Annotated in this window: 14 protein-coding genes; 7 read left to right on the forward strand and 7 right to left on the reverse strand. The window is 42.5% G+C overall.

From position 1 onward, the window contains the following. Positions 1 to 21 precede the first annotated feature (21 nt). The 3 genes from AC5ZC7_RS18770 to AC5ZC7_RS18780 form a co-directional block, all read right to left on the reverse strand. Positions 22 to 1,041, reverse strand: coding sequence for a FecR domain-containing protein (locus tag AC5ZC7_RS18770; protein WP_496157366.1), 1,020 nt, complete (start codon positions 1,039 to 1,041; stop codon positions 22 to 24). A gap of 56 nt (positions 1,042 to 1,097) precedes the next feature. Continuing rightward, the gene (locus AC5ZC7_RS18775; protein ID WP_496157365.1) at positions 1,098 to 1,646 is read right to left on the reverse strand and encodes a sigma-70 family RNA polymerase sigma factor; all 549 of its coding nucleotides are present in this window, start codon (positions 1,644 to 1,646) and stop codon (positions 1,098 to 1,100) included. A gap of 656 nt (positions 1,647 to 2,302) precedes the next feature. After that, on the reverse strand, positions 2,303 to 3,517 hold the full coding sequence (locus AC5ZC7_RS18780) for a YncE family protein (RefSeq protein WP_496157364.1): 1,215 nt from the start codon (positions 3,515 to 3,517) through the stop codon (positions 2,303 to 2,305). A 194-nt stretch (positions 3,518 to 3,711) separates the two neighbouring features. Between AC5ZC7_RS18780 and AC5ZC7_RS18785 the strand changes: the two genes are divergently transcribed. The 3 genes from AC5ZC7_RS18785 (at position 3,712) to AC5ZC7_RS18795 (ending at position 8,181) form a co-directional block, all read left to right on the forward strand. Further along, positions 3,712 to 4,533 (forward strand): methyltransferase domain-containing protein, encoded by an 822-nt coding sequence (locus tag AC5ZC7_RS18785; protein WP_496157363.1) that lies wholly within the window; start codon positions 3,712 to 3,714, stop codon positions 4,531 to 4,533. 642 nt (positions 4,534 to 5,175) lie between these two features. Next, the gene (locus AC5ZC7_RS18790) at positions 5,176 to 5,613 is read left to right on the forward strand and encodes a lipocalin family protein (RefSeq protein ID WP_496157362.1); all 438 of its coding nucleotides are present in this window, start codon (positions 5,176 to 5,178) and stop codon (positions 5,611 to 5,613) included. A 414-nt stretch (positions 5,614 to 6,027) separates the two neighbouring features. Further along, positions 6,028 to 8,181, forward strand: coding sequence for an Ig-like domain-containing protein (locus tag AC5ZC7_RS18795; protein WP_496157361.1), 2,154 nt, complete (start codon positions 6,028 to 6,030; stop codon positions 8,179 to 8,181). A gap of 302 nt (positions 8,182 to 8,483) precedes the next feature. Here AC5ZC7_RS18795 and AC5ZC7_RS18800 read toward each other — a convergent pair whose 3' ends face one another. Further along, positions 8,484 to 8,789, reverse strand: a complete 306-nt coding sequence (locus AC5ZC7_RS18800; protein ID WP_496157360.1) for a hypothetical protein — start codon at positions 8,787 to 8,789, stop codon at positions 8,484 to 8,486. Positions 8,790 to 8,946: 157 nt separating this feature from the next. Between AC5ZC7_RS18800 and AC5ZC7_RS18805 the strand changes: the two genes are divergently transcribed. From AC5ZC7_RS18805 to AC5ZC7_RS18820, 4 genes are all read left to right on the forward strand, one after another. After that, positions 8,947 to 12,147 (forward strand): reprolysin-like metallopeptidase, encoded by a 3,201-nt coding sequence (locus tag AC5ZC7_RS18805; protein WP_496157359.1) that lies wholly within the window; start codon positions 8,947 to 8,949, stop codon positions 12,145 to 12,147. Positions 12,148 to 12,608: 461 nt separating this feature from the next. Then, positions 12,609 to 14,207 carry a vitamin K epoxide reductase family protein gene (locus tag AC5ZC7_RS18810; protein WP_496157358.1) on the forward strand — a complete coding sequence of 533 codons (1,599 nt, stop codon included), beginning with the start codon at positions 12,609 to 12,611 and terminating at the stop codon, positions 14,205 to 14,207. A 117-nt stretch (positions 14,208 to 14,324) separates the two neighbouring features. Then, positions 14,325 to 14,546: a hypothetical protein gene (locus AC5ZC7_RS18815; protein WP_496157357.1), complete on the forward strand. Its 222-nt coding sequence runs from the start codon at positions 14,325 to 14,327 to the stop codon at positions 14,544 to 14,546. Positions 14,547 to 14,637: 91 nt separating this feature from the next. After that, the gene (locus AC5ZC7_RS18820) at positions 14,638 to 16,488 is read left to right on the forward strand and encodes an ATP-binding cassette domain-containing protein (RefSeq protein WP_496157356.1); all 1,851 of its coding nucleotides are present in this window, start codon (positions 14,638 to 14,640) and stop codon (positions 16,486 to 16,488) included. A gap of 123 nt (positions 16,489 to 16,611) precedes the next feature. On the opposite strand, the gene AC5ZC7_RS18825 is transcribed toward AC5ZC7_RS18820, so the two are convergent. The 3 genes from AC5ZC7_RS18825 to AC5ZC7_RS18835 form a co-directional block, all read right to left on the reverse strand. After that, the gene (locus tag AC5ZC7_RS18825) at positions 16,612 to 17,649 is read right to left on the reverse strand and encodes a proline racemase family protein (protein WP_496157355.1); all 1,038 of its coding nucleotides are present in this window, start codon (positions 17,647 to 17,649) and stop codon (positions 16,612 to 16,614) included. Between the two features lie 67 nt (positions 17,650 to 17,716). Beyond that, complete coding sequence (locus tag AC5ZC7_RS18830) at positions 17,717 to 18,679, reverse strand: ornithine cyclodeaminase family protein (protein WP_496157354.1); 963 nt, start codon at positions 18,677 to 18,679, stop codon at positions 17,717 to 17,719. 73 nt (positions 18,680 to 18,752) lie between these two features. After that, on the reverse strand, positions 18,753 to 18,899 hold the full coding sequence (locus AC5ZC7_RS18835) for a hypothetical protein (RefSeq protein WP_496157353.1): 147 nt from the start codon (positions 18,897 to 18,899) through the stop codon (positions 18,753 to 18,755). Positions 18,900 to 18,920: the final 21 nt, after the last annotated feature.

Below are 18,920 nucleotides of genomic sequence, written 5' to 3' on the forward strand. Positions count from 1 at the left end.
GCAAATTTCAATTGGCGCGAATTATTTTTTAACCAGGAAACCTTCGTTGGTCTTGACAAGTGTTAATTTATTCACACCTGTTACATCTTTCAATATTTGGTCCAGTGGAATTTGTAAGTCTATAGTTCCTGTAAAAAACATTGTTTTTAGTACTGCTTCGTCGCAACTTATCCTCACTTTATAATGTTGCTCCAGCTTATAGAAGACGTCCGGCAAAGGCGTCTGGATAAAATTGATGGATAGGGAATCCATAAGTGGAATAGCTGCCTGTTTTACTACCACCTTCACTTCTCCGGTTGCTTTATTCAACACCAGCGTCTCTCCTGCTGTCAGCACCTTATTAAAAGAAGGCACTGTTGTTTCTGCAGAAATGTTTTTCACCAACACTTTCCCGGTATGGAGTTTTATACTGACAATACCACCTCCTTCTATAGCTGTAATAGTAAAGGAAGTTCCCAGTACCGTGGTGGAAACCCCTCCGGCATATACAATAAAAGGACGCTGCTTATCAACTGATACATTGAAATAGGCGCTCCCTTTTAAGTAAACCTCTCTCTTTGTTTTGACAAAATCCCGCGTATAGCTGATTTCAGCTCCCGGATGTACTTTTATTTCTGAACTGTCCGGCAATACGACTGCCACATCTTTATTACCATAGTTATAGGTAGATTTCCACGATGCTACGTGGGCTTCTTCTTTTTGATCTTTTTCATTTTGTGCGATTTTCGGATTTGGTTGTGTTTTCATAAACATGAAAGTACCTACAGATACCATTGCAATAATAACCGCCGCTGCCGCCGCATATTTGATCCATTGCAGCCGCCGCACTTTGGGGAAAATATCTGCTGTTATCTTCGCAAAAAGTTGATCAGTCTTTTTTGCTGATAACGGTGCATCCTCCACAGCATCCCACTCCTCTTTTGTAAGGAGGTGATCCGGCAGCAGATCTATTTCGCATAAAAACGAATTTATCAGGTCTTGCTCTTCCGGCGTGCATTGGCCCTTAAAATATTTATCCAGCAGTTGATCGGTTATATTCATATCTCATCTTCTAATACGATCGTACTTAACAGATACCCGTAATCAATAAAAAAAAATTAAGAAATATGGTGCGCGAGGCAGATGACAATGGTGGCACCCGCATAACCACCTAACTGTTTTAATGCCAGCGATATGTGTTTTTCCACGGTCCGGGGAGAAATCGAGAGGCGGGCGGCTATTTCGGCATAGCTGTATCCTTCTATCCTGCTCAGGATGAACACTTGCCTGCGGGTGGGTGGTAAGCGGTCTAATATGGCAGCCAGTTGCTCATTTGTTTCGTAAGTAGCCGGCAAAACGGCAATATCCGGGGAATAATCCCGGTAATACGATCTTAAGTTCCTTTCTTCTGTCGCTATTTTTTTGAAGTGGTCCAGCAGCGTGGTTTTGGCTATCCGGAACAATTGTATATCCAGACTAATATCCGCTGCCAGCTTATGCCGGAAGCGCCATAGTTTTATAAAAGCCAGTTGTGTCAGCTCATCTGCTAATTCTGTAGAAGCAGTTTTCTTTATATAGTAGGCGTATATTTTTTTGTGACTTAGTTTAAATACCATTTCAAAAGCCGTCGGATCATCATCCATGATATTTTTAATATATTCCTGCATCAGGTACAAGATACGCTTGTTTAGTGTTGAAAATTGAAGAGATGGTGCTGTTAAAATAAGTATTTTTTTATAAACCCGAAATAAAATAAGCCCCCGCCCCCAACAACAAGAGGCATAGACTAATAGGCCAACAAAGTCAGCATTGCGGATAGAATATTTTTCATACCGTGACTATCTATTGAGCTAGCGCCTACCAGGAGCATTTGATTTATGGCGTTATTTTATTCATAACCGGGATTTAAAAAGATCCTTATCATTAGAGACGACCTCATTAATTACGGGTGGTGTCAAATATTGACATATTCCATTTAATAATCTGATCTTATATTATCAAAACCCACTACAATATTCGCCGAGGAGAGCGTCTTGCCGAGTATCCAGTCAGACCCAAAAATTTAACGCATCTATATCAGTCCATACAATTATATTGACTAATACCTATGCAATATTGACCACCCCAACACAGGCTCTATGGAATTTGATACCTTTGCACTCCCTTGCGGCGGCATCAAACCTACTGTTACCCTCCAGGGGCAAAAGATCAACTTTCGGGGTACCAAAAATTCAATGCTCAGAGTACAAATACTCTTCTTTCCGCTTTAGCATAGACGTCACGGTATAACATTGCTGTTGCCATCTGTATCATTTTCCTGATATTAATGATGCATATAATGGCCATTCCCATTTGCCCACTCAATTGACTCCGGCTGGATATTGTAATCCTTTTTGATATTTGCAGTGGCCAACCGCTGTCCGGTTTTAACATCAAATACGGCAATAGTGCCTGCATTTATGTCCGGAAGGTTTAACATGTTATTCTGTACAGCAACAACCTCCCTTCCTGATTTAGTTTTGAAGAAAGCCATATGGTGGGCGCCTGGATCAGACTGCAATGTTTGTACTACCCTCGCTGCTGGCAAGGCATTAAGATCAAAGACCTTCACAATGCCAGGCTTGGCAAAACTCACATACAATAATTTCTCCGGGCTAATATAGAATTCCAATGCCCAACCTAACCCATTGTCACTGCCATCGAAGAATTTTCTGAACTCACCATAGTTATTGGTTTTAGGATCCAGATCAGCGATCCATACATCTCCGCCCAACATGGTAGTCACCAGCGCATATGGTGGAAATTCATTGCGCAACAATAACACTTCCACCGGACTGGAAGCAGGGGTTTGAAGATCTGCTACTTTGTAGGTTTTTATAAGCGCATAATTATCTGCATTTATCTGCGTAACAGTATTACCGAAACCAGATGTTAGTCCGGGATGAATAGTGGATGTTACCATCAACATTTTGGTGGACTCATTCATTGAAATCCCATGAGGATGCATAATGAACTTAGTGCTATCCTGCTCCATGTCCGCTTCAATTGTGTGAATCAGTTTATTGTCTGATGCCCGAAAAACGCCTACCGTGCCTCCGTGTTCATTACCTTTTCCACCCATAAACGTCACAAAAAAACGATCATCTCCTGTGAAGAAAATATCCTCCCCTACCAGATTCCCATCTGTATTGATGGGTTCCGCCTTGTCAATGACAGGTCTGCCATCAGCACCGTGTTTCAATTTCAACTCATAGAGATATGGGAACCCCAACGCCGTATTATATACTCTTTTCTGGCGCTTGTCAAAGTAAATATGATGTGGTAACACGTTTTTTCCCAATTCAATTTTGGAGATAATCTTTCCAAACTCTGGAGATCCAGGATCTAGTTCTACTATAGCGATACCGTCAGAAACACCCGACAGATCACGATAATCAATAATAAAACTGGTTTTGGAGATATTGGAATTTTCCGGACAATGTTTACATGATGGCAAACACAAGAGGGTTATCCCAAAGCACAGAACAATTTTTTTCATAAGGTTATCATCTTTTTAAGCTACAAAATTGAAGTTAGGCAGGACTACTGAACTCATACTTCAAGCTGACTCATTTATTTTCGTAAAACAAGTTTGAAGTCCGAACCAGATAAAACAATGAACATGAAAACCCTTTAAATATTGAATTGAACTATTTTGCTGGCACTATATTCATTTAACGAAACCTATCTCCCATGCAACCCAAAATTAACCCGTGGGATTCTATGTCCGATGACAGGAATCGCCTTGAAAAGCTTATTAATAATTTTCTCACCCCTATTTCCAACAAACTGATTAGCCCATTAGAAAAATTACCCGGCGGCACCATTCTGGATATTGCAACAGGCACTGGAGAACCAGGCATAACGCTGGCTGAAATTAATCCGGCCCTACAGGTAATTGGAATCGACAACTCCATGGAAATGCTCAAAATGGCCAATAAAAATGCACAAAAGCGAAACATATCCAACTACTCTACCTATCATTGCGATGCCAGTGAAATTCCATTTGATAATGAAAAATTTGATGCTATTATTTGCCGAAATGGTATCATGTTTTTCTCAGATTTGGCTAAGCCGCTGCAGGAAATGCATCGATTGCTGAAACCTGGTGGCAGTATACACATCTCAACATGGGGACAACTATCCAAGAACTTATGGCTGGACATAATCTTGTCCCAGGTTTCGGCTCTCACGCACACAAAGTCCTATCGTACCTATACTCCCGGAATGCTATACTGTATGCAACCTGGTTTCACCTCAGAATGGCTTGATTTAACGGGATTCAGGAACATCAGGGAACAGGAGACTACCGGGGTTGTGTCATTTGATTCCTTTGAGGAATTTTGGGATTATGTAACGACCGTGAGTTCCGCAATCATACATGCATTAAAGCCTTTGAATGAAAGTGCTAAAGAGGAAGTTAGAAGGATGGCATCCACGCAGCTGTCTATGCATATTATTCGTGGAAAATTGTATTTTCAGTGGGCTTCCAATATCACTGAAGCCGTTAAATAAATATATAGAGGAATTATTGGCATGTAGAACATGAGATCAGGCACAGCTGATTCCAAAAGAAAAATTTACGGGGTCATTATCTTCCTATAATTAACAATCGTTTCTGGCATAGTGCCAGTTAAGCAACCGCAAAGGTGCGTTTCAATACTATTTCCCTTGTGGGCAATATTGCATCAGTTAATATCAAAAATATTGTAGTTCTTACCAATGCCCGAATCTACCTTTGAAGGAGAAAACCACAAGGCCTGAGTGTAAAACCTAATTTAAAATCAGGTAATACATGCTTATTTAACAAAACATTTCTTGCTTTGGCTGTACTATTACTTATTATGCATTTTTTATCAGGCCAGTTGAAATTACCTTTTACGCTCCTCCGTTTGCAAGAGTAATACGGCATCCCGGCGCCAGACGAATACAGAGAATTGAAGATCCCGCTTGATGGGAAAAGTGAGAGATGCAACCATAGCCATAAAATGGCATGATAATAGTGAAACACTGACCATCAGGTCACAACATGGTGCCTATCCGCACATGGTCCTCAATTAGTAGCCGGTTTTAATTTTGCTTTATGGAGCTGCTGATCTTATACCCAGGAACTAAATGTGGTAAATACAAATTCAGGTATAATTAAAATAAAAAAATATGAAATCACAAACATCCATTCTGGCAACAATTGTATTTGCCTCATCCTTGGTAGCGTGTAACAATAATAATGGGCAAAAACAACCTGAGGATTCAACGACAACAAACCCGGCCATCTCCACCTCAACAACAGAAGAGAAGCCAGCAACAAGCAGCAAACTGGCAGGAAAATGGGTTCAACCCATCCCAGGCCAGGAACCCAATAAACAAGGAATTCAATTAAACCCGGATGGAACTGCCAGTTCAATTAATATGCACACACTCCTCTATGAAAAATGGGAGTTAAAAGGCGATACACTGATCTTGTGGAATCATACTACAGGCGTAAAAGCAGCAGGCCCTGGTATTGACACCACTATTATAAAGCAGGTGACTGACTCCACGCTTATCTTAACTGGAAATAACGGCGTAGAACTTAGCTATACCCGCGAGAAATAATAACCGGGTATATCTTAGTGGTAGGTACAGATAAAGTTAAGCGCCCCAAAATAATTACCGGAAGCTGATCTAAAAACAAAAAATGTTTTCAGATCAGCTTTTTTGATTAGTATTTGCTAAACACTTTTACCCACCAATTCTATTCTTAATAAATATGAATAAAGTTGGTAAGTAGCACATGTTTTATATAAATAGCGTGTATCTTAACAAGCACCAGTTAACCAGTATTAAGCACGGTCACGTTTGCAGCCCACCATCATATTATCTTTAACTCAAACCCGGTTAATGAGTCTTAAATGCTGCAATGCAAATCAGAAGCAGTGTTATTGATGAATTTTGATCTATTAACCCGATTCTTTACTGAAAGCTTAAACTTACTATATTCTTAATTATCTCTCAACTAAATTCTATCCCATGAAAGCATTTTTACATTTGCTTAACTCCATGTTCTTACTGTTACTGCTATTACTATTCTCACCCCGAATTTACGGTCAAACAGTGTATGCAAACAGCCAATCAAATTCTATTACCGGTTTATGCTTGCTATGCAGTATCAATAACCCTAATAATGCAGTTGATACAGATCACTCCAACTATTCTGAATTTGTAGTTCCAGTAGAATTACTAGGTGTAAAATTATCTCAGACACTGATTTTCCCCTCCGCAGGAAATGCCGCCTGCGATTCACTTATCATAAAAGTGGCTAGCAGCTATCCATTAAATGCCAGCGCTTTTGGTAATATTACTTTACGCACCTACAACGGCAGCACCGCCAATAATGATTCGCTCTCGCCTTCCGCCGCACAAATACATATTCTGCCGGATAATACGCAGGCAGAATTATTGCTGAAACCGGGTCAACTTTTTGATCGGGTGGTAGTAACCTACAATGTAGGTTTGGCCGGCTTATTAGGAAACTTCAGGATCTATTATGCGCTGCGTAAACAGTCGTTACCCGCTCCTTTAACGGTACCTGTTAAAGATACCACGGTATGTCAGGGAAATACGGTAAAAATACGTCCTGTACGTAATGCTAATACCATATACCGTTGGTATGATGGGGTAACAGGTGGAAATCTGATATCATCTGATCCTGGCGATTATTCCCTTACTGTAAGTCCTTCAGGTACTACCACCTACTACGTGGAAGCAGAAAGCGGCGGATGTATCAGCCAGCGCACGCCCGTAAAGGTGTTTATAAATCCCCGGCCTGCTGATCCGGTATATTCCGTACCCCAGTCTATCACCTGTGGTAATACTGCCATATCTGTATCAAACTATCAATCCGGTATTAATTATAATGTCCGTTTAAAGTATGCCGGACTTTTTGGTCTCCTAAAAGATACCTCCTATACGGTAATCAATAGTGGTATCGTGAATATTGCGGACATTGCTTATTTCTTCAACGCTACTGTTGACATCTATTTACAGGCGGTCAACGCACTTACCGGCTGCCAATCAGATAGTGTACATCAGGTATTTAATATAGGAGGTCATTCTACCTATGTTGCCCTGGATGCCGACAGCATCCACATCTGTAAAGGAGATAGTGCTACCTTTCATGCATTTATTCATAATGATCCAGGGGATAATATCGCCATTATTCGTTGGTACGATGCGCCTGTGGGAGGTAATTTAGTTGGTACCGGGAAATATTTCAAAGTGGGGCCTACTACAACCACCACCTATTATGTCACTGCAGCATATCAATGTGAATATCCGGTTCGGGTTCCGGCAACAGCCGTTGTCAGTAAATTACCTGATCCCGTATATACCGTTCCACAGGGATTGGTTTGCGGTAGTCAGACATTAACGGTCCAAAATCACCAGGCGGGCTTTAACTATCGTGTACATCTATTGTACAAAAATTTTTCAGGTCTATTTCTTGACACTGCCTATCTGATAACCAATAGTAGTAGTATCACGACTCCTGCATTCTTACCTCCGGTTCCTGCCCAGGTCAATGTTTCCGTGCAGGCAGTTGATCCTGTTTCCGGGTGCAGATCTGATACTATTTATAATTCATATAATATGGGCGGCTCCTCCCAGCGTCCAAGTGTTGATGCAGATAGCATTAATATATGTATTAATGACAGTGCTACTCTGCACGCCTTTGTTCCTGTATTTACATTGTCGATTATCAGGTGGTACGATGCACCAACCGGGGGAAATTTACTATTTACAGGGAACTATTACAAAGTCAGTCCATCAATCACCAGGATTTATTATGCAAGTGCCGGCTACGAATGTGAATATCCTGTAAGAAAACAAGTAAAGGTAATTGTGGGTCAATGCCTGTCCATTCAGAAAATTACCAGCACTTCGCCTGCATTACTCGAATGTTACCCCAACCCAACCAGGGGCTTGTTTCATATACGTCATAAAGAGCGTCTCGAAGGTGGTATCATCCATATCAATGATCTTCAGGGCCATTCTGTTTACCAGGGTGTGTTAAAAACTAACTATGTTCAGCTACCATCATCTGTGCTAAATGGTGTTTATATCATTCAGGTAAGGACGAAGACAGGAAAAATATTGACCGGGAAAGTGGTTGTAAATACTTTATAGCCCATTTCAAATGGCATTCGTAATAATATTTCGGTAGCACCGGATTTTCCATAATGATAATTCCTACTTCATCATTAGGGAAAATCCGGATAGCTACTTGGTAGATGATCTGCAAGTTTGCCTGTTAACAGACTAATAAATAGCGCAAAAAAAACCGCGACTGGTGCGTGCTTTGAAACATTCCGGTGATCCTCCCTGGAAGTAGCACGTATCTTCGTAATGTATTGCAGAATGGGCGTTTGGTAATGATAAGCGTTTATTGCTAACCGTTATGCTGGCCTGATGACTTGCAACCATCGTAGTCAGGAGTAATAATGGACATATATCCTGGATATACCTGAGTTCCGGCAGGTGGCTGGCAATCCATGCGGTAATTGCAGGGTAAGCATGCCATAGGCGGCCCGCATATTCTCAGGCTCCGGAATTTTGTAGTAATTCCTGTCCGTAGGTTCCCAGATCCGGCGGCTTTCCGAGCGCTCCACCCACTTGGGATAGTTTTGAAATACCTCTTCATAAATATCAGTATCACCGGGCAGCTCATGTTGAAAATCGAATAGGACAATTTCACGGATGCTGAGTGATTTTCCGGAATTATTGCTGACTGACATGATACAAGTCCCGTTGTTCCATTCTCATAAAACTGAAACATTGGATGCTGCCGGCATTCCCGTTGCCTGGTATTGCAAACCAGTGCAATTAAAATCGCAGGGAGTTCAACTACATTTATAGCGTTAACCATTTTGACAACTAAAATCTAAACTATCCATGAGAAAAGTCTTACTCTTCGCAACAGCATTGCTGTGCAGTACTGTAGCATTTGCACAGGATTACTGGACGTCACACACAAATGGCGCCAGGATTACCACCGACAAAAGCGTAGCCCGGCTTGCATTTCCGATCAACTTCAAATTATTTGACCTGAATTTGACGCTTTTGCGGAACGAAATATTCAAATCGGTAGGTAATAAGTCGGCGCATTCAATAATTATCTCTTTGCCCAATGCAGACGGGCAAATTGAGCAGTTCGAAATTATAGAAGCTTCCAATTTCGAACCTGCATTGCAGGCCCAATTTCCAGAGATAAGGGCATTCTCGGGAAAAGGCATTACCGATAAATATGCCACATTGAAGCTGAGCATTTCCCCACAGGGGATACAAACGATGGTCTTCCGTACAGGAAAGGAAAATGAATTTATTGAACCCTATTCCGCAGACCACACGGTATACACTGTATTCAAAAAACAACCGAAAACTTTGCCATGGAAGTGCACTACTCCGGAGCAACGATTAGCAACCAGTATAGGTAACCAGCTACCTAACAGTACGGCAAGATCAACCGGTGATATGAAAACATTGCGGCTGGCTCAATCAGTTACTGCCGAATACTCCAATTATTTTGGGGCCACAGGCGCTTCACAGGTTTCACTGGTGCTGGCGGCGGTCAATGCGACGCTTACCCGTTGCAATGGCGTTTATGAAAAGGACCTGGCCATTCATCTTAACCTGATCGCGGCAGCTACCAATGTATTTTATTATAATCCTACAACAGATCCATACTCCGACGCCAGCTCGGGCGCAGGCGGAGCGTGGAACGGTGAGTTACAAAGTACCCTGACTTCTGTGATTGGTGCAGCTAATTATGATATTGGTCACCTCTTCGGTGCATCCGGAGGTGGCGGTAACGCCGGTTGTATAGGTTGTATTTGTGTCGACAATCAAAAAGGAAGTGGTTTTACTTCCCCTGCAGATAATATTCCACAGGGAGATAATTTCGATATCGACTATGTAGTACATGAAGTAGGGCACCAATTGGGGGCTAACCATACTTTCTCCATGAGCAATGAAGGCACAGGCGTTAATGTGGAACCTGGTTCTGGAATTACTATTATGGGGTATGCCGGTATTACCAGCCAGGACATTGCGCCACATTCCATTGATATTTATCACGCCGCCTCCATTGCACAAATCCAGTCTAATCTTTCCAGCAAAACTTGCCCAATAACTACGAGTATATCCGGCAATAACGCAACACCTGTTGCCAATGCCGGTGGTAATTTTACTATTCCTATCAGCACCCCGTTCGTACTTACCGGTTCAGCTACTGATGCCAATGCCGGCGACGTCCTGACTTATTGCTGGGAACAAAATGATAATGCTTCATCATCACAAACAGGAGCTAGTAGCGTGGCCAGCCCTACCAAAGCATCTGGCCCAAACTGGATATCATTTGCCCCTACCACAACGGCAACAAGATACTTCCCCAAAATGGCGACCATTCTTGCGGGCGGATTAGTGTCTGGTCCGTTGCCGGGTGGTGATGCAGGAGCTAATACGGAAGCATTAAGTTCCGTTTCAAGAACCTTGGGCTTCCGATTAACCGTAAGAGATAATGCTCCTTATAGTTCTACCCCACCGGTAACGATCGGGCAGACCAATTTTGCGGATATGACAGTAACCGTCACCAGTTCATCAGGACCGTTTGCTGTGACAGCTCCTAATACGGCTGTATCATGGGCCGGCAATTCAGCCCAAACGATAACCTGGAGCGTTGCCAATACCACTGCGGCACCTGTTAGTTGCGCCAACGTAAAAATATCCATCTCTACAGATGGAGGCACTACATTCAGCACATTAGTAGCCAGCACACCTAATGACGGCAGCGAGGTGGTCACTATTCCCAATACACCCACTACAACAGCAAGAATAAAAGTAGAAGCGGTAGGAAATATTTTCTTTGATATTTCCAACACCAACTTCACTATTACATCCAGTTCATCCTGTGCCTCTCCGGCAGGTTTAACGGCTACAGCTATTACCACTACATCGGCTACCCTAGGATGGACCGCAGTTAGCAGCGCTGTATCATACAATGTGGATTATAAACCCTCCTCATCTCCTACCTGGATCAATGCTGCAACAGGAACAACAGCCATTTCTTCAGGCTTAACAGGGCTTACATCAGGAACTACCTATGATTACAGGATAAGAACCAATTGTGCCAGTGACAGCAGCGCTTATTCAGTTGCGCAATTTACTACCACAGGCACTTGTAGTGCGCCCACTGGCTTAACCAGTTCATCTGTAACCAGCACCGGGGCTACACTTAGCTGGACCGCCGTAAGTGGCGCCCTGAACTATGACATAGATTATAAAGCTAATTCGTCAGGTACATGGATCAATGCCGTAACCGGAACCACTTCCATCTCTGCTAATGTAAGCGGATTAACATCCGCCACATTGTATGATTGGAGAGTGAGAACAAATTGTTCAGGCAGCGGCAGCAGTACATATACTACTGCACAGTTCACCACTTTAACTACAACAGGTTGTTCAAATCCATTGGATAATTCGACCAACGGAACAATTTCCGGTGCCGCAACTATTCCATTTAATACAGACGTCACTGGTCTCATCAACCCGAGTGGAGATATAGATAATTATAAGTTTGTGATTACTACCCGCGGTACCATTACTATTACATTGGGCACATTACCTGGTGATTATGACCTGAAATTACTGAACAGCGCAGGTACACAGCTCTCTATTTCGCAGGCAGGTGGTACCACCAGCGAAAGTATCAGCAGAACTGTTAGTCCGGGTACCTATTATGCACAGGTGTATGGTTACAATGGAGCCAATAGCAGTACCTCTTGTTATACATTACGGGTACAACTAGGTACTGCCAGTCGCGCAAATGAACTTATTACCAGCGAAGTGCAAAAGGATAAGCAGAAAGTGGTTGTATACCCCAATCCTGCCAATAATGTAGTAACCATTAAAATTCCAGGGCTCAAAGGGAAATCAGATTTGAGTATGTTTGATGTAAACGGCCACGTGGTATTGCATCGTGAAGTGAGCGCGGTTAACACGCTGCTTGATATTTCCGCACTACGTCCAGGTGTTTATATAATGAAGATTAAGAATGGGGCAACGGAAGTGAATATGACGAAGATCATCAAACAATAAAGGCAAATACAGCACACCAAAGACACTGGCGTAAAGTGCAATACGGTATTGCATTTTACGCCAGTTATTGTGAGCACTCCCATATATTACGCGAAGGGAATTTCCCAATTTTGCAACCTTGTTAACGATTATATAATGACAGAAAATGCCAGGGTGAATTTCTGCAAACAAGTAGTCAATATCAGACTAGGGGCACATGGCGTGAAGTGCTAATTTTACATCCGGAAAAGCATCTACTCAAAATAATTATTTTTCAGGTATCACGATGAATGTGAATACATCATATTTAAAATTGCCATCTTATGATTATCCCCGCATGATTGTTTGATAAACAACCATCATGTATGTTACAAGTATTCAAAATATCCATGCACTCATTTTAAACAAATAAGTTATCACCCATTCTTAAAACCGGGCTATCTGTAGTCATGTCCGGGGAAATAATTCTTTAGCATATTACCATGAAAACGAATCAACAGATTGCGGCGTTTGAACAAATCGCTTATAATTGGCTGCGCAAGATTGGCATTACAGTAAGTCAGCAGTTCATTACCCAGGAAATGCACTCCCATCCTGACTATCCCTCCCTTGTTTCCCTCATCGATTTCCTGGACCTGGGTAGAATGAGTTATGAGGTAGTACAAAGTGATCATACGCATATTGCACAATTTAACTATCCCTGCCTGGCCCATGTCATGGAAAACGATGGTTCCTCACATATGATACAGGTAGACAATATAAGTGACTGGGATCAGCATCCGCAGTTAAAGAAAAACTGGACCGGTATTGTTGTTTTGGCTGGTAAGCGGCCCTCCTGGAATAATGCTGAAAACACGCAACAGATCAGGCAGCATCGCGCCGCGAAAGCAGCATCTTTTATGGCTGTTTTATTATTGCTATCCGCTTTTATTTACGTAACTATTCCCGGTTTCCATCTCATAAATACCATATGGGGATTACTCTCACTCACGGGCCTTGTAATTAGCATAGGTGTACTTTCTGTGGAGATGGGCATGCAGGTAAAAGCGATAAAGGAAGTGTGTAATTCCGTAAGCCCTTCAGGGTGTGATGCTGTACTAAGAAGTAGTTACTCCAAAGGAATTGCCGGTATCTCAATAGCAGATGCAGCAATATCGTATTTCGTGACACAATCCGGATTTTATCTTTTGTCCAACTGGCATCCTATTTTACTAAATACAGCCCTGCTCTTGTCCATACCTGTTATAATAGTAGCCGGATTAAGTTTATATGCACAACAATTTATACTGAAAAAATGGTGTGTTATTTGTCTGTGCATTGTGGCCGTTATTATTGCGCAGTGCTTGCTGGCGTGTCTGTATGCGACTTCGGTTACCGGTAGTTTCAGGATATCCATTTCTTATGTCATTTCTTTCTTTTTGGTACAGGGTATCGTCTGCTATTTACTCAAGGGATTAAAAAATTTCGCGATAAATATCAGGGAAAAGTTGATGCAGGCAAAAGAGTTGCGGAGGTGGAAAAGGAATGAGTCGCTTTATTTATATCAGTCCAACCAGCGGCCTTATGTAGATTGTACTACCTGGGATCAGGAGCTAATGCTGGGTAACAATGAAGCCCCCGTACAAATAACCATAGCCTGCAACCCTTACTGCGGACCATGTGCAACAGCACATAAGATTATTGATGAATTATATGAAACCTATAAAGAAGTACTGTGTATAAAATTCCGCTTTCTTTTCCCTCTTGATAATCCGAATAATGATTTAACAATAGCAGTGAAAGCTATTTTACAAAAAGCAACGCATATTCTTCCGGATGAGGAACGTGCCATGATGTTATCTGATTGGTTCAAATTGATGGATCTCGACAAATGGCGGCAAAAATGGGGGCCCATACCTGATGTAAATGTAGAAAACCTGTTAAAGACACATATCTATTGGATGGATGACGTAGCAAAAGTGAAAGGCACTCCTACCTTTTTTATTAACGGCCGTCAGCTACCCCGTAATTATGTTATACGGGATATGTTTCAACTGATTCCTTCACTGGCAGCCTCATTCAGTACTGCTGTGGAACAATAAAACAACCTCAACATATTATAAACTCAGTTGTGAGAAGGACTGCTACTCACAAGTACCATGCTGCAATTTGCAGTCTTGCAGCATATTATTTCTCTTACTTAAAAAAAACGAAGAAAAATGGAAACAAAGCAATCATTTGGCAAAAGCCTCAGCAGAAACGATTTAAGAGCCATCAATGGTGGAGCAGCAGCAGACATAAGCTGTTCTTTATTTAACGCTGACTGCATACCTCCTTATGGTCCGAGTGGCCCTAACGGTAACAACTGCGGTTACGGTGGCCCGTCTAACTTAAACTGTTTCTGCGCTTATGCAGGTAGCTGCCAGCCTAACAGATGGTAAGTAAGCCCTGGTGATGACCGTGAAAGGGGCTGATGTAAAGTCAGCCCCTTTTTCAATACTGTATTCCTCCAAATATCTTCAATCCAATTGCATGAATTTCTGGCGCAAGTTATTTCAAGGATCATTATCTGCTAACGATGATCTGACTTATAGAGAACGACTAGTTGCTTTGCGTAACCTGCCTCCGTTTTTCAAAATGGTGTGGCAAACCAATCCCTGGCTTACGATTGTTAATACATTATTGCGTATCATGCAATCAGCAATACCACTGGCCATGCTATATGCGGGTAAACTGATCATTGACCAGGTAGTATTACTGAGCCATCGGGATGCTCATCATTCCCAACACGATTTATGGCAATGGGTAGCGCTGGAATTTGGCCTGGTGATATTATCTGATAGCATGGGAAAAGTAATCGCGTTAACGGATACTTTATTGGGAGATCTATTTGCCAACAATACCTCCGTTAAGATATTGGAACATGCGGCAATACTTGATCTTGATCAATTTGAGGAAGCCACCTTTTATGATATGCTGGATCGTGCCCGGCAACAAACGGTAGGACGTACTATATTATTATCACAAACATTAAGTCAGGTACAGGATAGTATTACGATGGGGTTTCTGATAACGGGATTGGTAATATTCAATCCCTGGCTGATATTGTTGTTGCTGATGGCTGTCATACCCACTTTCATGGGCGAATCCTATTTCAACAATAAAATGTATGCGCTTTATTTCGGACAAACCTCGGAACGTCGGGAGCTGGACTATATCCGCTTCCTGGGAGCCAGTGATGAAACAGTCAAAGAAGTGAAAATATTCAGCCTATCCCGTTTCCTGGTAGACCGTTTCCGTGATTTATCCAACAGGTTTTACCGCGACAGCCGTAAACTATATATACAGCGGACTTCCTGGAGTGCCGTATTCTCGCTGCTTGGCAGCGCAGGCTATTACGGAGCCTACGTTCTCATCATCTTCCGTACTGTTAATAGGTATCAGTCCATCGGCGATCTCACTTTTATGGCGGGTTCTTTTATACAATTGCGCGGATTATTACAGGGTGTATTGGGCAGGTTCACTACCATCATGCAGGGTGCAATTTATTTACGCGACCTGTTTGATTTTCTTGCCATCAAACCAAGGATGGTAGTTGCGGCCAATCCACGACCATTTCCCCATCCTATTCAATATGGGTTTACCTTTGAAAATGTGGGTTTCAAATATCTCCATTCAGAAAAATGGGCGAATCGTCACCTAAACTTTACATTGCATGCAGGCGAAAAATTAGCATTGGTAGGAGAAAATGGCGCCGGCAAAACAACGCTTGTAAAATTACTGAGCCGGCTGTATGATCCAACAGAAGGCCGCATTTTATTGGATGGACACGATCTGCGGGAATATGATCCTGCTGAATTGCGGATGCAGGTAGGCATTATTTTCCAGGATTTCCTCCAGTACCAGATGAGTGTTGCCAATAATATAGCGATTGGCGATATCCGCGAAAAAGAAAATCATGCACTCATTGTTGCTGCCGCAAAACGAAGCATGGCACACGTTTTCATCGAAAAACTACCAGACAAATACAAGCAGATGCTGGGGCGTCATTTTAGCAACGGCGTGGAGCTATCAGGAGGCGAATGGCAAAAAATCGCGCTGGCCAGGGCTTATATGAAAGATGCACAGCTACTTATACTGGATGAACCTACTGCTGCATTGGATGCCCGGGCTGAATACGATGTTTTCCTCCGTTTTGCAGATCTTACCCGGGGCAAATCTTCTGTCCTTATTTCGCACCGTTTTTCTACCGTACGTATGGCCGACAGGATATTAGTACTGGAAAAGGGGCAACTGATAGAAATTGGCAGCCATGAAGAGTTACTGGTAAAAGGCGGGCATTATGCCGGGTTATTCCATTTACAGGCACAGGGATATCGTTAAGCCCGAAAATGATTTATGTCTTCTTATATACTAATAACCTCTAAAATTCACACATGAGAATAGCAGGTCAGGAGATCAAAGATCCCTATCATCCTGATACCCCTGGCCTACTGGTATAGATCGTTATCTAAAAATAAATCCCCGGTTAAATGGGTCTTCCGGATCAAAATGGAAGGTGTGCCTGCCTGTAATAAAAGCAGTGCCACTTACTTCCGGTATTACCGCCTCATGGTCTCCAAAGGTAGTCAGCTCCCTCACTGTCACCCCCATAGTACTACCAGTAATGCTTTCAATTATAATAGTTTCATTCATCTTTAATTCCCCTTTGGCATAATGCAATGCTGCGCGTGCACTAACGCCTGAGCCGGTAGCGGAGCGATCTACCTCTCCTTCCGCAAAAATGCATACATTACGGCTATGATGTCCTTTCTCTTCTGGCCGTCCTGTAAAAATGGCTCCATACAAAAAGCTCAGGTCTTCTTCAAATGGATGCCTGATACTAAAATTGCTCATCACTGCATGCTTAATCCTCCGTCCATAATCAATCAGTTGATGGTAGTGGTCAGCATCCAGGCTAAGTTGCAGACGCTCTGCATCTACAAATGCATAAAAAGCGCCGCCATAAGCCACATCAAATTTTACGGTCCCGATACCCGGCACTGCGACCTCCTGATCGGATAAATACAAAAAAGAAGACACATTGCGAAAGGACGCCTGCTTTACCTTACCATTTTCCATGGTGGCACTGGCGTAAATTCTACCTGCCGGCACATTAATGGTCAGCACTGGATTTTGTTCCGTCTTTTTAACAATACCGGTTTCCAATACAAGCTTTGTTAGTGCAATAATGGCGTGTCCGCACATCGTACTGTATCCTTCATTATGCAGGAAGAAAACATCCATATCTGCATCTGCAGAAGAAGTAATCACTGCTCCGTACATGTCTGCATGTCCACGCGGTTCCCACATGATACCCGTACGGATAAAATCCAAATGTTCTTTGAAGTACCTTCTTTTTTCAAGCACGGTTGTGCCTTTAATAGCCGGCAATCCGCTAACGAAAACACGTAACGGTTCTCCGCCGGTATGCATATCTATTGTTTCTATCTTTAACCATTGGGCAGGTGCATCCCAATGCAGGTTACTAAGCAGTGTTTGCATTTTAGGTGGAATCAATGATTTGTAACTATTATTGATGAAGTGCAGGGAGATGAAAACAATTTCACGTCTAAAGAGAAATATCGGTTCCGATATTCCTGGCTTTGGCCCTTTCATACAAAGCCTTTGCCATAAACAGGTCAAAAATGGCCATTCCTGCGGATTTGTATGCTGTAGTTTTGGTTACGTCAATCTTAACCTCACCGGTTAAGAGTTTTCCGATCGTAAAAACATCATTTTCCTGTAAAATTCCTTTTCTGAGGGGATGAATGATATCCCCGGTTTCTGTTTTGGCAAACACGGAATCAATGGCAAGCTTCCCGGATAATCGGAAAACCTCATCTGGTAATTCCTGCATATCAGGCTTGTAGGACCCAATACTGATAAAGTGTTTGTTTTCCAGTAAACCCGCATCATTTGGCAAAACCGGAGTAGCAGACCGGCTGGCTGCAATAACTACAGTTGTATGCTGCAAAATAGTAGCCGCATCTGTACATGGAATCACTGCTACTGATGGAAACTGTTCCCGGAGTTGCGCGGTGAAAGCTGCCATACCTGTTGCGGATCGCTGCAAACAATATATTTTTGCCACAGGCCGCACAGCACAGGCAAAGATCGCCTGTTGTAAGCCCTGTACACCGCATCCTATTAGTCCAATGCTGTCAATGTCAGGAGACGTCATATATTTGATACCTATTGCACCCAATGCCCCGGTACGTAATGCGGTTAGCTTTTCGGCATTCATCATGGCCAATGGGAAACCTGTATGTGCATCATTCAGCAACATCACTCCGTTAGTAACCGCCAGTTGCTGAGAGCTGTTTCCCGGTACTACAGATACCAATTTGGTAGCAAAATAAATGTCAGAAAAAGAAGGCATGGAAAGGAACGTGTTTTCGCCCCAGTCAATATGCATACGTTTTGGAACCAGGCAACTATTTTGTTCATTGGCAATGAGCGCAGCCTCCACCGTTACTATTACTTCTGCTAACGAAAGGAGGCCCGCAATTTCATGATTGTTTAATATCAACATTATAAATACATAAGCGGAACCATTCGTTAAAACTTGACAGGATTTAGGTTCAATTAATCCTGATGCTGATTAATTAATTAAGGTCTGTATAGCAAGGTGGTCGCCAGGTGAACACACAATTGGCAGAACCTTTTACAGCTACACTTAACCCACCGGGCTTACTTAATTCAGCAATGGTGATTTTGCCCAGGGTCAATTTTTTTACGCCTTGTTTCTTCATCGCAATTTGTTTTAGTGATGA

This window comes from Chitinophaga sp. 9-1-y, assembly GCF_059511905.2.